The sequence below is a fragment of the Rhizobium leguminosarum genome (genome assembly GCF_001679785.1).
Classification (GTDB): domain Bacteria; phylum Pseudomonadota; class Alphaproteobacteria; order Rhizobiales; family Rhizobiaceae; genus Rhizobium; species Rhizobium leguminosarum_R.
The window spans coordinates 3929868-3945359 of record NZ_CP016286.1; the positions used below are offsets into that span (position 1 = coordinate 3929868).

The 15492-nt window shown below is 61.9% G+C and carries 8 protein-coding genes and 1 pseudogene; 1 reads left to right on the top strand and 8 read right to left on the bottom strand.

Annotation, left to right across the window (positions count from 1 at the left end; all coding sequences use genetic code 11):
• The first annotated feature begins 363 nt into the window (after window positions 1–363).
• Window positions 364–717: a VOC family protein gene (locus BA011_RS19220; RefSeq protein ID WP_065281623.1), complete on the top strand. Its 354-nt coding sequence runs from the start codon at window positions 364–366 to the stop codon at window positions 715–717.
• Between the two features lie 49 nt (window positions 718–766).
• Here the strand turns inward: BA011_RS19220 and BA011_RS19225 are convergent, their stop codons facing one another.
• The 8 genes and pseudogenes from BA011_RS19225 to BA011_RS19255 all read right to left on the bottom strand — a co-directional run bounded on the left by BA011_RS19225 (window position 767) and on the right by BA011_RS19255 (window position 15480).
• Window positions 767–2005: an OpgC family protein gene (locus BA011_RS19225; RefSeq protein WP_065281624.1), complete on the bottom strand. Its 1239-nt coding sequence runs from the start codon at window positions 2003–2005 to the stop codon at window positions 767–769.
• Window positions 2006–2104: 99 nt separating this feature from the next.
• Window positions 2105–10623 (bottom strand): annotated as a pseudogene (locus BA011_RS19230) (GH36-type glycosyl hydrolase domain-containing protein).
• A gap of 650 nt (window positions 10624–11273) precedes the next feature.
• Window positions 11274–11438 (bottom strand): hypothetical protein, encoded by a 165-nt coding sequence (locus BA011_RS44370; protein ID WP_003543858.1) that lies wholly within the window; start codon window positions 11436–11438, stop codon window positions 11274–11276.
• A 127-nt stretch (window positions 11439–11565) separates the two neighbouring features.
• Entirely contained in the window at window positions 11566–11754 is a 189-nt protein-coding gene (locus BA011_RS19235) for a hypothetical protein (protein ID WP_020052143.1), read from the bottom strand.
• A 162-nt stretch (window positions 11755–11916) separates the two neighbouring features.
• Window positions 11917–12666, bottom strand: a complete 750-nt coding sequence (locus tag BA011_RS19240; protein ID WP_065281625.1) for an ABC transporter ATP-binding protein — start codon at window positions 12664–12666, stop codon at window positions 11917–11919.
• The gene (locus BA011_RS19245; RefSeq protein WP_065281626.1) at window positions 12663–13496 is read right to left on the bottom strand and encodes an ABC transporter ATP-binding protein; all 834 of its coding nucleotides are present in this window, start codon (window positions 13494–13496) and stop codon (window positions 12663–12665) included. The genes BA011_RS19240 and BA011_RS19245 overlap by 4 nt, the downstream gene beginning before the upstream one ends.
• Window positions 13493–14416: an ABC transporter permease gene (locus tag BA011_RS19250; protein ID WP_065281627.1), complete on the bottom strand. Its 924-nt coding sequence runs from the start codon at window positions 14414–14416 to the stop codon at window positions 13493–13495. The genes BA011_RS19245 and BA011_RS19250 overlap by 4 nt, the downstream gene beginning before the upstream one ends.
• Window positions 14413–15480 (bottom strand): ABC transporter permease, encoded by a 1068-nt coding sequence (locus BA011_RS19255; protein WP_065281628.1) that lies wholly within the window; start codon window positions 15478–15480, stop codon window positions 14413–14415. Before BA011_RS19255 ends, BA011_RS19250 begins: the two co-directional genes overlap by 4 nt.
• Between the last annotated feature and the right edge of the window lie 12 nt (window positions 15481–15492).

Consider the following 15492-nt stretch of genomic DNA (forward strand, 5'->3'; position numbering starts at 1 on the left):
TGTCGCACCTGCCGGGAATCTCTCCGCCAAACCATGCCCGACCTCGCGAGAAATCATCACGGAAGTGTCAGGCATGTCTCCGAACATCGGTCAGCTATGTCTCCGGACTTTACACAAGGAGGGAGATGGGATGCCGCGCGGGCTTCCCACCGCGATAGCATTTGGCTGGGTCAAGCCTTCCAGGCGTTTGGTGCTTTGCGTCAGAGCAAACCTCCTCCCGATCACCCTCCTTGTGGGGACATGCCGCGCGGAGCAAAGGAGGATCGCCGTACGATACGGTGTCTCCACACCTGTCCACATGATTGATCACCGCGCTGATCCCCGCTATCGTTTCCCATCACGGAGTACCTCGGGAGCGAACCCATGAAGGTCCTGCGCATCGTCGCCAATATCCAGGCAGCGGATGTCACCCTGGCCCGGCGCTTCTATCAGGATATCCTCGGTCTTGACGTCATCATGGATCACGGGTGGATCACGACGTTCGGCGCCGCGCGCTCGATGAACGTTCAGCTCAGCATCGCCAGTGAAGGCGGTTCCGGAACGGAGGTGCCGGACCTCTCGATCGAGGTTGATGACCTCGATGCCGCTTTCGAGGCAATGTCGGCCTCAGGCTTCCCGATCGAGTACGGCCCGGCCGACGAGCCTTGGGGCGTCAGACGCTTTTATGTCCGAGATCCCTTCGGCAAGTTGGTGAACATCCTCATACATAAAAATTGAGCCGGCGGCCATCGGCCACCGGCTCCTTCATGTCGGGCAAATCCCAGCCCTATTTCCGATCGTTCCGGCGATAGGCATTTGCCGTCCCGCCAATGCGGACGCGAACGGGGATGGTGGCGGTATCGGCGACAAGTTTCCCCTTGACCTTGCCCTGCTGGCGCTTGCGCTCAAGATAATAGGCATAGGCGAATTGTATCGCGATCCCTGCAATCACAAAGAGCGGACCGACCAGTTGATCCTTGTTGGTGATGTAGAGCACCACCTGGCCGATCATGGCGAGGATCGTGCCGGCGACGAAGATGTTCAGCGAATGACGGCCGAGGATCGTGAGCGGATGGTCGGCAGGACGGCGCAGGATCCGTGACAGCGCCGGGATGCTGATGACGAGATAGGTCAGCGCCAGCACATGCAGCAACCGCGGCAGCGACAGGAAGGTCTTGTCGAAACCGGTGATAACCGTCGGCAGCCCGAGTGCCGCCAGCGAATTGCCCCAGATCCAGAGATGTCCGGTCACCCAGATGAAGGACAGCATGACGTAGCCGCCAGCGGCCGCAAGCAACAGCGGATGCCGCGGGATCGTGCCGCCGCGCTTGATATGCAGCATCGAGACGATGCCGATCGAAAACAGGAACTGCCAGGAGAGCGGATTGAGGAACCAGTAACTCTCGATCAGCATGTTGTGCGGCGCCACTTCATAGATGCCCGCAAGCAGCCAGACCGTGGCCGAGACGCCAAGCGCCAGCCACGGGCTGCGCGCATTCAACAGCAGGATGATCGGCACCATCAGCATCAGCGCGCCATACATCGGCAGGATATTGTTGTAGCCGATCTGGTGGCCGAGCAGGAGCAGCGCCGGAATGCCTTCCTTCAGGTTCATCAGAACCGCCAGGATATTGATTTCAACCAGCAATCCCGGCCGATGGAACAGCCAGGCACCGCAGATGAAGAGCGCCAGCGTCATGAAGGTAGTGATCATATGGGCCAGATAGAGCGTGAAGGCGCGCTTTACCGCCTTGATCGCCACCGTGAGCCGGTTGCCCGGCTGGAAGCGGGACCCGTATGCAAGGCCGACGGCAATGCCCGAGATCAGCACGAAGGCTTCGGCGGCATCGGAGAAACCGAAATTCTTCGTCGTTACATATTCGAAGATCTGTCCGGGAACATGATTGATGAAGATCATGATCAGGGCCACGCCGCGCAAGACGTCGAGCCTCGTGTCACGCAATGGCGCAGCTGCGGATAGGGAACTGCGCCCCGTGACGATGGCTTCGGTCGGCGTGCTTGCCATGAGTCTCTCCTTATTATCCGATTTGCAAACGCGACGACGGCCAAAAGGGTTCCCTTTTGGCCGTCGCGAATCGCCGTGTTTTCAGCGTGGGGAACGCTGTTATCCGAGCGGATATCCCTCTTCGGGATCGGTGACTTCGCAGCCGTTGATTGACAGAGTGTAGCCGCTGTCATTGGACGCTTTTGAGACCGAAATGCGGTATTTGCCGCCGCCTTGCTCCACCTCTGCCGCAAAACCGTCCCATTCCGACGGGAGCGACGGGCGCACATAGAGCCGGCCGTCCCTCAGCCGGATGCCGAGGATGCCCTCGACGGCGGCGCGGTAGAGCCAGCCGGCAGACCCGGTATACCAGGTCCAGCCGCCGCGCGACGTATAGGGCTCATGTCCGTAGACGTCGGCCGCCACGACATAGGGTTCGACGCGGTATTGCTCCGCTGAAGCCTTGTCGAGCGCATGGGTGACCGGGTTGAGGATCTGGAAGCAGCGGAAGGCATCGTCGCCCCGCTTCAGCTCCGCCAGCGCCATCACCACCCAGGTCGCGGCATGGGTATATTGCCCGCCGTTTTCGCGCACACCCGGCGGATAGGCCTTGATATAGCCGGGATCCTTGGCGGAATTGGCGAAAGGCGGCGTGAACAGCCGGATGATGCGGGCATCCTCGTCAACCAGCTGATCGAGCACGGCATCCATCGCCGTGACGGCGCGGGCCGGATCGCCCTCGCCGGACAGAACGCTCCAGGACTGCGCGATCGAATCGATCTGGCATTCGGGCTTTCGAGGGAGCCGAGCAGTGTACCGTCGTCGAACGTGCCGCGGCGATAGTAGCCGCCATCCCAGGCCGCAGTTTCGAGCGCCTTCTTCAGCTCGGCGAGGTGCGCCGCCCAGCGCTCTGCACGGACCGTGTCGCCGCGCTCTTCGGCATAGGGAATGAAGGAGCGCAATGCGCCCGCCAGGAACCAGCCGAGCCAGACGCTGGTGCCGCGCCCGCCGATGCCGACGCGGTTCATGCCGTCGTTCCAGTCGCCGCCAAGGAACAGCGGCAGGCCGTTTGTCCCCTTGCGGGCGATGGCGAGATCGAGCGCCAGCGCCGCGTGTTCGTAGACGCTCGCCTTATCCTCGGAAATCTCCGGCTTGTAGAACGAGTCGTGCTGGCCTTCGAGCAGGGCCGGCCCTTCCAGGAAGGCGATCTCCTCGTCGAGCACGTTTTTGTCGCCGGTGACGCTGCAATAGTGATGGATCGCGTAAGCGAGCCAGACGACGTCGTCGGAGATCAGCGTGCGCACGCCGGCACCCGTTCCCGGTAGCCACCAATGCTGTACATCGCCTTCGCGGAATTGCCGCGAAGCGGCATTCAGGATCTGCCGGCGGGCAAGCGAGGGTTCGTGCAGCACGAAGGCCAGGGTGTCCTGCAACTGGTCGCGGAAACCGAAGGCGCCGCTTGCCTGGTAGAAGGCGGTGCGAGCCATGATGCGGCAGCCGAGGCTCTGATACGGCAGCCAGGTGTTGACGAGATTGTTCATTCCGCGATCCGGCGTCGATATCTGCAGCCTGCCGGTGAAGTCCCGCCAGAAGGCGCGGTTTGCCTCGACGGCATCGTCGAACGAAGCCTTGCGGATATCGGCGATGACGGCGCGCGCTTCTTCTTCTGTCGGCGTATCGCCGAGGAAGAAGGTGAAGTCGCGCTCCTCGCCGGCGCCGAGCTCGATGTCGATCGCAAGAGCCGCGGCCGGATCACCGTCGAGATCGGTCGTACCGGAAAGGGCAGCGGCGGAGGTGACGGCCTGCGGCGCCTGGATCGTTCCCGCCTTGCCGATGAATTCGCGCCGGCTTGCCGAGAAGCTCGAAAGCGTCTCGCTCGCCGCGAAGTAGGCGGTGCGGTTGGAAAAATCGATGCTGTAGGGATTGGTGGCAAACAGCGCCCCCGTCTCCTCGTCATGGCTCGACAGGATGAAAGGCACCGTACGTGCCGGATTGCTGCCGAGGACCCATTCGACATAACCGTAGAGACGCAGCTTGCGGCTGGCCGAACCGGTGTTGCGCAGGCGCAGGCGCTGCAGTTTCACAGGCTTTTCGCGGTCGATCGTCTGCGTCAACTCGAGCGCGATATCGTGCTGAACGCTGGAGAAGACGGAATAGCCGAGCCCGTGGCGGGCTTCGAAACGGATGTCCGGGCGGCGGGAAAGCGCTGCGAACGGCGTCATGACGGCACCGCTGTCCAGATCGGTGAGATAGAACGCCTCGCCCGAACGGTTGACCACGGCATCGTTCGACCAAGAGGTCAGCTGATAGTCGCGCGAATTGGCGCTCCAGGTGAAGCCTGAGCCCTCGGCCGACACATGGAAGCCGAACTTGTCATTGGAGATGACATTGATCCAGGGCTGCGGCGTCGCGTGGCCTCCGGGCAGCCGAACGACATACTCGCGCCCGTCGCGGGCAAAGCCGCCGATGCCGTTCCAGAAGTCGAGATCGCCTTCCTCCTCGATGACGACGGCTGGCACGACAGCTGGCGGCACCGGCGCGATACGCTTGACGGGGGCTTTGTTGCGCTCGGCCCGTTCCATCTCCTGCAACTCCTCCTTGGAGGGTGCAAACAGCGCCACGGCGCGGTTGATCTGGTCGACCACCTTGCCGTTCTTGGTATGCAGCGTGACGCGGGAAGCCGCGATCAGCGCATGGTAGGTGCTTTCCTCCATCAAGTCCTTGCGAACCGCAAAGATATGCTGGCGCAATCCGTCGGCCTGGCCCATGCGGCGCACGTTTTCGCACATGGCGTCGAGCGCATGCTGCATGTCCTGCGCATAGGAAGAGGCGCGTTCGTTCATGATGACGAGATCGGCGGTGACGCCGCGCGAGCGCAGATATTCCTGCGCCAGCAGCGCCTCACGGGCGATGTCGAGATCCATGTCGTCGTTGATGCGTAGCGTGAAGATCGGGAAGTCGCCGGAGATCGCCAGCGGCCAGAGCGCCGATTGCGACTGCAGGCCGGCCTCGACGGTCGCCTCGTCCTTGCGCAGTTGCATGTCGGGATAGACGAGATAGCGTCCGAGATGCTGGAAGGCCGCCGCCTGCTGCGAGGTGACGCCGACATGGCGCATCTGCACCTGCGTGCGTGTCCAGGCCTGGACGAGCTCGTGGGTGAAGGCGTCGGGATGACGGTAGCGATTGACCGCCTTGTCGACTTCCTCGCGGCTTGGCGCGGCGATCGTCCAGAAGATCACGCTGACTTTCTTGCCGGCCGGTACGCGGACGGTGCGACGCAGCGACATGACGGCATCGAGCATGAAGCCGTCGCTGCCGGAAAGCGTAGCACCCGGATCGAAGGCGGCCGCATCGGCAAGACTGCGGCCACGGCCGATGAACTTGCGCCGGTCCGTCTCGAATTCGGTATGGCGGGTGTCGCCGGCATTGTCGACGATCAGATGTGCGATGCTGATGTTAGGCTCGTTCGGATCGCGCTTGTTGCGTTCGGCGCGGATGACGTCGCCGCGCTTGCCGATCTCTGTCTTGACGAACATGCGGGCGAATGCCGGATGCGCATTGTCGGTATCGTCGGAGGTTATCACCGGTTCGAGATAGGAGGTGACCTCGATGAAACGGTCTTCCGCGCCCATGTTGAGCAGGGTGACGCGGCGGGCCTCGGCATCATGCTCGGTCGCGATGATGCACTCCACCTCGCTTGTGAGGTCACCGACCGTCTTGGTGAACTGCGCCTTCTCGTCGGCGAATTCGACCGTGATCTTTTCGCCTTCGACGCCCTTCGGCTCTGATGTCGTCGACCACCATTCGTTGGTGGCGGTATCGCGCAGGAAGATGAAGCTGCCCCAGCGGTCTTCGGTCGGATCGGCTTTCCATCGCGAAACGGCAAGGCCGTTCCAGCGGGAATAACCGGCGCCTGTCGCCGTCAGCATCAGCGAATAATGGCCGTTCGACAGGAACACGAGTTCGCGGTCGCGCGAAGCCGGATCGCTGATCTTCCGGAGCTCCGGCCGCAGGAGATCGTCCTGAATGCTGGCAGGCGTGTCGGATTCATGCTTGCCGCTCATGACGGGAATGTCGCGCGGCGCCTTTTCCTGCAGCAGCAGCTCCGCTGCCTCGATGACGGGATCGGCGTGGAAGAGTTCGCGCAGATGACCGTTGAAGGCGACATTGGCGACCGCCGCGATCGACATGCCGTGATGGTGGGCATAATAATTGTAGACCACCGCGCATTTCTTGCCTTCCGGCACGCGTGTCGGCGTGAAGTCGACGGCGTCGTGGAAGCCGAACTTACCGAGCGCACCGACCTTGCGCAGCCTCTGCAGGTTTTCAAGCGCCCCCGGCGGGTCGTACTGCGCGGCGAGCAGCGAGGCGTAAGGCGCGATGACGGCATTGTGGCCGAGACCGCGCTTCAGGCCGAGCGTCGGCACGCCGAAATTCGTGTACTGATAATTGAGGTTATGATCGCGGGCATTGAAGGCCGCTTCCGAAATGCCCCAGGGAATACCGAGCTTGCGGGCGTAATTCATCTGTTCGACGACGACCAGATTGTTGGTCTGGTTGAGAATACCCCCACCGCGCTCCTGCATGACGAGCGGCGGCATCAGATATTCGAACATCGAGCCGGACCAGGAAACCAGCGCACCGCGCGACCCCACAGGCACGACCTGGCGGCCAAGGCGGTACCAGTGTTCCGTCGGCAGGTCGCCCTTGGCGATGCCGAAGAGGCTGGTCAGGCGGCATTCCGAGGCGAGAAGGTCATAGCAGGCCTGGTCGAGTTCACCGCTTTCGACGCGATAGCCGATCGACAGCAGACGCCGCTCCGGCCGGAACAGGAAGCCGAAATCCATCGAGAAGGCGAGATCGCGCGCCTTGTCGCGCAGCGCCACCAGGCGCGGCCTCAGCGCATCGACCTTGGAAAGATCGAAGGTGCTGTCGGAAATATGCGCCTCGCAGACCTTCACCAGCGATGCCGCCCACAACGTGACCTCTTCGCTCTGCTTCGACTTGACCTCGTGGTCAAGGTTAGCGGCGAGCTTCTCGATGTCGCGCGCGAGAACGGCGAGGTTGATGATGCGGATCGAGGCGAACTCATGCTCACGCTTGACGGCGGCAAGCGCGTTCTGGAAGCCGACGATACGCTCCTCCAGGCGCCGGCGCAGCGGGCGCACGGTCTTGCGGTCATCGGGCAGGTCCGCCAGCACTTCGCCGAGAATGCCGGCGGTGTCGCCGACGCCGTCGAGATTGCCCTGCATATGGGCGGACGGCGCCTCGGCCCAGTTGCGGCAGGCCGACGAAATGGCGATCAGATGGCCGGCGAGATTGCCGCTGTCGACGGCCGAGACGTAACGGGGCCCAAGCGTCTGCAGCGTATCGGTGTGATACCAGTTGAAGAGATGGCCGCGGAATTTCTCCATTCTATCGATCGTCGCGATCGTCTGCTCCAGCCGCTCGAGGGTCTCCTCGAAGGAGAACCAGCCGAAATGCCGTCCGGAAACGACGGACAGCAGATAGACGCCGATATTGGTCGGCGAGGTGCGCGCGGCGACGATCACATGCGGCGTTTCCTGGACATTGTCCGGCGGCAGATAGTTCTGCTCGGCCGTCGTGAAGGTCTCGAAATAACGCCAGGTGCGCCGGGCGATCTTGCGCAGTTCACTCGACACGGAATCGGCGACCTCGAGCCGGTCCTCGGTCTCCGCCGACTGGCTGACATACCAGGCGATAACAGGCGACAGGATCCACAGCAGCGCGAAGGGAATGCCGACGAGGAAGGCGTTGTCGCCGGGAAGGGCTGCGAAACCGAGCGCCAGCAGCGCCAGCACCGGTGCATGCCACATCGCCGTGTAATAGGAGATCAGCGTGCCCTGGCCGCCGGCCTGAACGCTGGCGGCGGTCCGCCACTGCAGCATCAGCTTGCGGCTGACGAACAGGCGGTAGAGCGAACGGCCGATCGCATCCGCCATCATGCAGGCCGAATCGGCGATGAAGACGATGCGCAGCGCAACCTGCGCATTGGCGGCCGTGATATCGGACCAGACCGTATAGAGATGAGCGCGGGCGATGATATCGCTGGTGCGCGGGATGATGCCGTTGATGAGCGACAGCGTCGGCGCGACGAAGAGGCAGAAGATCAGCAGAATCTGCCAGATGAGCGCGCCGAGCGGCCCCATGAAATACCAGCCGAGCACGGAGGCGAAGAACCAGGCGATCGGCGTCAGCGAACGGCGCAGATTGTCGAACATCTTCCAGCGGCCGAGTGCCGTGACGCCGTATTTCGGATTGAACATGTAGGGGAGAAGCTGCCAGTCGCCGCGTGCCCAGCGATGCTGGCGCGAGGTTTCCACCTCGTAGCGGATCGGGAAATCCTCCACCAGTTCGAGATCGGTGACGAGCGCGCAACGCGCCATCGAACCTTCGAGAAGATCGTGGCTGAGCACGGAGTTCTCGTCGATCCGGCCCTTTAACGACGCTTCGAAGGCATCGACATGGTAAAGGCCCTTGCCGGTGAAGGTGCCCTCGCCGGCGAGATCCTGATAGACGTCGGAAACGGTGAAGACGTAAGGATCGAGCCCGCGGTTGATCGAAAAGACGCGCTGGAAGACCGACGCGTCCTTGCCCGTCGTCAGCGACGGCGTGACACGCGGCTGCAGCACGCCATAGCCGCTTTCGACGCGGCCGGTTTTCGGATTGATGACCGGGCGGTTGATCGGATGATAGAGCTTGCCGACGAGCTTGGTGACGGCATCGCGCATCAGGCGCGTATCGGCATCGAGCGTCATGACATATTGCACGTTGGCCGGCACGGTATTGGCGCCCGGCAGGTAGGTCGTGTCGCGGTCGCCGCGCAGAAGCATGTTCAGCTCGTGCAGCTTGCCGCGCTTGCGTTCCCAGCCCATCCAGACGCCTTCCGAGGGATTGTAGAGGCGGCGGCGATGCAACAGATAGAAACGCGTCTTGCCATCATAAGCATAGCGGGCGGAGAGGTTGGCGATCTCGCGTCGCGCATAGTCGAGAACCTCGAGATCGGCAGGCGTTTCCTCGACGTCGCTGTCCGGCCAGTCGCTGAGCATCGCGAAATAGATCTCGCCGCGCGGATTGGCGAGATAATGAACCTCGAGATTGCGCACGTGATCGTCGACGCTGTCACGGTTCGAGATCAGACAGGGCACGACGAGCAGCGTGCGCCCATCTTCCGGAATGCCTTCCTTGAACTCGTAGCCGACGAGGCGCGCCGGCGTCACGAAGAAGGATAGCAAGGTGTTGAAGAGACCTGTCGCCCCCTCCGACGCCGGCACTGAGAACATGATCAGCAGCAGGGCGATTTCGACCGCACCCATGCCGGCATTCGCCATGAACTTGCCGACGATCGCCATGGCGATGACCGTCAGCAGCATGACGGGCACGGCAATCGCCAGCCAGTTGAACCGGCGCACGGCGCGCACGAAATGCTGGGTGACCGTCGGGCGATAATTCGCCCGCGCCTCGAGCTTCGGCCGCTGTGCGCCCGACAGGAAGCCGCCGACATTCGGTTCATGCGGCTGCGGCTCGTCGGAGGCCTTGGCGGCATCGGTCATGTCGAGCGCCAACTGGGCGATTTCCATTTCCGACAGCGGCGAGCGCTTGGCCAGCTTCTCGATCTGTTTGCGATATTTGTTGCGCGAGCCGGAATCGAGGATGCCGTAATCCGAATGCGCCCAGAGCAGCTTGTCGACATGGCTGACCTGCTCGACCCAGACCGACCATTCGGCATCGTCGATCTCGCGAAGGCTGCGGATGATGTTGCCCATCGTCACATTGCCGGAAGAGAGCCGGCTGTGTTCGGCCGTCGTCGCCTCTTCGGTGTTGCGGCCGAGCTGTTCCAACCGCTCGTCGAGCCAAGTGATCGCCAAGCTCGACGTCTGCGAGCCGTCGCGCAGGCGATAGAGGAACTGCGTCGAGAAGGTATTGTCCTCAGCAAGCGGTTCCAGCGTCTTCAGATAGGCGGCCGCCGCGGCTGGATCGGTAAGGCGCACCAATTCGTCGGCCGCCTCGTTGGCGCGGCGACGCAGGCGGCGGCTGGCTTCGACACGGCTCGAAATGCGACGAAGATTTTCCACGAGCACGTAGCGCACGAGGGAGGGTAGCGCCCAGAGTTCACCGATCCTGAGCGTCTCGCTGGCCTGGAAGCCGTCGACCAGCGCCGTCAGACTTTCCTGCGAGATCGTGCTGTGGGTATGGGCGACATAGAGCCAGGCAAGCACGAGGGTCCGCGGTACTTCGACGCCGCCGACGACCATGGTCGGCAATTCGCGATAGAAGCGGCGGGGGAAGTCGCGCCGCACCTCCTGGATCGCCTCTTCGACGATATAGTGATTGTCCAGCAGCCATTCTGCCGCCGGCGTGATCGTCTCGCCGGCCTCGACGTCGGTCGCCGTGGTCCGGTAGACGCGCAGGATTTCCTTCTCGTTTTCCTTATGACGCGCGAAGAAATCGAAGGGGGCGAAAGCCGGCAGCTTGTCGACGCCGTTGCGGGCGACTGCATCGCCCATCGCCTTGATGTCCTCGTTCGAAAGATAGGTCGAGCGGATCGAACCATTGTGATCGATCTGCTTCGTCTCGGATTCGCGCGGAAGGCTCGGAGAAAGATGAGAAATAGACATGGGTTCGGTTCTGGATCCAAACAAAGTTATGGCTGTTTTGCTCAGCCTTTTGCACTGCTTATCATGACTGCTACATGAACGGAGCCCTATTCTTCAAAGATCGATGAAGCTGGGGGTGAACGACACTCGGGCCAAGCAATGCAAACGGGCTAAGCCCTATTCAGGACGTGACCCGACGGGATCAAGACCATCGATACCCTCTCTGGGAAAGCCATGTCGAAAATTTGGACACCCTCGGGAAAATTCAAGTTAAGCGGCATGCGCCGCCGCCCGGCGAGCTTGTCTGGGCGGCGGAAATGACGAAAATGCCGGCACCTGGTTCCAGCAATGCAAGAGCTCTTCGATTCGAGAAAAACGAAAGACGCTGATCGCCTGACCATGCGTCTGGCGGCGGGTTGGGCGGTTGTGGCCCACGCCGCTTCCGCTCGAGATCAAGGTCGCTCGGGCGTGTTTTGGATGGCGTGAAAAAAGTACAGAAGAACGATGGGGATCAGAATGCCGATCACCATAACAAAATGTCTCTCGTGACCATTCTCCTTTTGACATTCGAGTGTCAGGAGAATGCCGAGACAAATTAAATGTTCCGGAATTCAATAAAGGCAGAAACCGCCGCAGCGCCGGCATCTGCCGACGCTTAATCATCCGCCGGATTACCCGACGACGCCGCAAACCATGGCTACGACGAACAGGAACGCCGCAGTGAAGATCGCGCCGTGGAGCATCGTCTGAAGCCTGTGGCGCGTGGTGAGCGGCTTCTTGGTCGGTACGGAACCATATTGGTTCACGTGAGCATGCGAAATACCCAGATCTGCCATATGTCGCCTCCGTTGTTCTCGTGCGGCCGGTTGTGCGGCTCGCGCTTATATTCTTATCTTCTCTATCAAGTAGGTAGAGATAAATTTCCGTCCAGAGCGAGCGGAAGAGAAAATTCAACCAGCCCTTTTAGCAGAGCGTGCGCCATGCCCAGATCAACGAGCGCTCGACGGCGTTCTCGTTCTGCGACGGGTTGGAGGAAGTCTCGATCAGCCGACGGTCCTTTTCCGCAGGAATGGATGCCGAAATCTGTTCCCGGCGATCGGCTCGAACAGGAGGATCGAGGTAACCCATGGTCATCCCACCGAGAAAGAACATGCATCAACCTCCATCGATCACGAAAGCTAACAATCGTTAACGGGATCATGACAGAAGCGAGGCAGCTGTCAATAGTCTAGCTGAATGGTCGTCTTTTAGGGAAGCATTATCCTTAACACCGCCGCCGGTCTTTTCTTTTCAACGGTTTGAAAAGATTGACTTTCAGGCTTTGACGAAACCCTTGCTCGCGATCATCAAATTTCTCGTATAGTCCTCGTGAACCGCGCCTTGCGCCAGTTCCTGCGAGCTCAGCCGCTCGACGACGGCGCCGTTGCGCATCACGGCGAGCCTTTCACACATATGGGTGACGACACCGAGATCATGGCTGACCATCACGAAGGTGAGCTTGCGGTCGCGCCGGATCTCTTCCAGCAGGTTCAGCACCTCGGCCTGCACCGAGGCGTCGAGCGCCGATGTCGGCTCGTCAAGCAGCAGGATCGACGGTTCCACGATCAGCGCCCGGGCGATCGCCACGCGCTGGCGCTGGCCGCCGGAGAGCTGGTTCGGGTAGCGGAAACGGAAACCATTGCCGAGGCCGACCTCGTCAAGCGCGCGCGCGATGCGCTTCTCGCCGTCGGCGATGCCGTGGATTGCTAGCGGTTCGAGCAGAAGCCGGTCGATCGTCTGGCGCGGATGCAGCGAACCATAAGGGTCCTGGAAGACCATTTGCACGCGCCGGTAGAAGACTTTGCTGCGTTTCGAACCTTTCAGCGGCTCGCCATCGATGTTGATCGCGCCGCCGCTGACCGGCGCAAGTCCGGCAACGGCCCGCAGCAAGGTCGATTTTCCCGAGCCGGATTCGCCGACGAGACCAAAGGATTCGCCGCGTTTGACAGTTATGCTGACATTCTTCAAGGCATGAAAATGGTCGTAGACGACGCTGAGATCGTCGATCTCGAGAGCTGCGCTCATGCCGCCCACTCCGGCTTGCGGTCGAGCACCGGCAGCGGGTGGCGGTTTGCGCCGATCTCGGGCATGCAGTTCAGCAGCCCCTGCGTATAGGGATGCTGCGCATGTTTGAGATCGGCCGCCGCCAGCTCCTCGACGATCTTTCCGGCATACATGACGATGACGCGATCGCAGAAGGAAGAGACCAGCCTCAGATCGTGGGAGACGAAGATCAGCCCCATGCCGCGCTCGGACACCAGCCTGTCCATGATCCTCAGCACGTCGAGTTGCACCGTCACGTCAAGCGCCGAGGTCGGCTCGTCGGCAATCAGCAGTTCCGGCCCGGCAATCAGCATCATGGCGATCATCGCGCGTTGCCCCATGCCGCCCGAGACCTCGTGCGGGTGCAGGTCGAAGACACGTTTCGCATCACGGATCTGCACCGCTTCCAGCATGGCGAGCGCGCGCTCGCGCGCCTCCGTCTTGCCGACCTTCTCATGCGTGCGCAGCGTTTCGCAGATCTGCCGCCCGATCGACATGACGGGATCGAGCGAATATTTCGGATCCTGCAGGATCATGGCGATGCGCTTGCCGCGCAGCCTGCGCCTTTCGCCGGCCGAGGCATTGATAAGATCGATGCCGTTGAAATTAAGCCTGTCGGCCGTGACGATGCCGTGTTTCGGCGTCAGGCCCATGATTGCCCGTCCGGTCTGCGACTTGCCGGAACCGGATTCGCCGACGATGCCGAGCCTTTCCTTGCCGAGGGTGAAGGAGACGTCGCGCACGGCCTCGATCACGCCTGTGCGCGTGGCATAGCTGACCTTGAGCTTGTCCACGGTCAGAAGTGTCGTCATTGGCCGCTCTCCTTCGGATCGAGCGCGTCGCGCAGGCCGTCGCCCAGGAGATTGAAGCCGAGGCTGACGATGAGGATGGCGATACCGGGCATCGCCGCGACCCACCATTGATCGAGGATGAAGCGCCGTCCCGAGGCGATCATCGCCCCCCATTCCGGCAGCGGCGGCTGCGCCCCCAGGCCTAGGAAACCGAGACCGGCAGCCGTCAGGATAATGCCCGCCATGTCGAGCGTCACGCGCACGATCAGCGAGGAGATGCAGAGCGGCATGACGTGGCGGACGATAATGCGGAAAGGCGAGGCGCCCATCAGCTTCACCGCCGAAATATAGTCGGAACGCCGGACCGTCAGCGTCTCGGCGCGCGCGATGCGGGCATAGGGCGGCCAGGAGGTGATGGCGATGGCGATGATCGCGTTCTGAATGCCGGGGCCGAGGGCTGCGACGAAGGCGAGCGCCAGCACCAGCTTCGGAAAGGCGAGGAAGATATCGGTGATGCGCATCAGCGTCGCATCCACCCAGCCTCCGGCATAACCGGAGACCGTACCGACGATCAGCCCGACCGGCGCCGAGATGACGGCGACGAGCAGCGTCAATCGCGATCCATAGATCAGCCGCGAATAGATATCACGGCCCTGGTCATCCGAACCGAGCCAGAATCCCCCCGTGCCGGGCGGCAGCAGCCGGGCATTGCGAAGATCGCCGACGACGGGATTGTGCGTGGCGAGCACATCGGCAAAGGCGGCGATAAAAAGCAGCGCCACGATGATCAGCAGGCCGACAACGGCGAGCCTGTTGGCCGTGAACTGCCGCCAGGTGACGTAGGTGCGGCCGAGGCGAGCCTGCAGGCGCGATTGCGGCCGGTCGGAAAGCAGCCATTCACGGCGGCTCATCGGCTGGGATGGGTTGGCGGGAACCGTCATCGGTTTCGCGTCCTCGGGTCGAGCGTCCGGTAGAGAAGATCGGACAGAAGGTTGATGCCGATGAAAACAGTACCGATGACGATCGTGCCGCCGAGCACGGCGTTCATATCGGCGTTCTGCAGCGAATTGGTGATGTAGAGCCCGATGCCCGGCCAGGAAAAAACGGTCTCCGTCAGCACCGATCCTTCGAGCAGGCCGGCATAGGAAAGTGCAATCACGGTGACCAGCGGCACGGCGGCATTGCGCAGCGCGTGGCCCCAGATCACCCGCGTTTCCGAAAGCCCCTTGGCGCGCGCGGCAACGATATATTCCTGGGAAAGCTCGTTCAGCATGAAGCTGCGCGTCATGCGGCTGATATAGGCGAGCGAGAAATAGCCGAGCAGCGAGGCAGGCAGGATGATGTGGCGGAAGACATCGTAGAAGACGTCCCATTGCCCTTGCCAGGCGCTGTCTAGCAGGTAAAGGCCGGTGATCGGCGTGAAGGTATATTCAAAAACGATGTCGATGCGGCCGGGGAAAGCCACCCAGCGCAGCCGCGCATAGAAGATGACGAGCGAGATCAACGCCAGCCAGAAGATCGGCACCGAATAACCGATCAGGCCGACGACGCGCACCACCTGGTCGGCAATGCTGCCGCGGCGCACCGCTGCGAGAACGCCGAGCGGTACGCCGACGAAGGCGCCGATGAGCGTCCCGAGCGTCGCGAGCTCGATTGTTGCCGGCAGCACACGGCGGATATCGACCATCACAGGATTGGTCGTCAGCACCGAATTGCCGAAATCGCCGGACAGGATGCCTTTGATATAGATGAAAAACTGCTGATAGAGCGGCAGGTTGAAGCCCATTTCCTGGCGTACGCGCTCGACGACGTGGTTGGGCGCGCGGTCGCCGAGAATGGCGAGCACGGGATCGATCGGCACGACGCGGCCGATGAAGAAGGTGACGGCCAGAAGGCCGAGATAGGTGGTGACGGCGGCAAACAGAAACCGCCCTAGCGCCTTTGCAAAGGCCCTAGCACGGCCCTTTCGGGGCCGCGCTTCCTGCGTTGTTTCGACGGTGCTCAAGCGACCAATCCT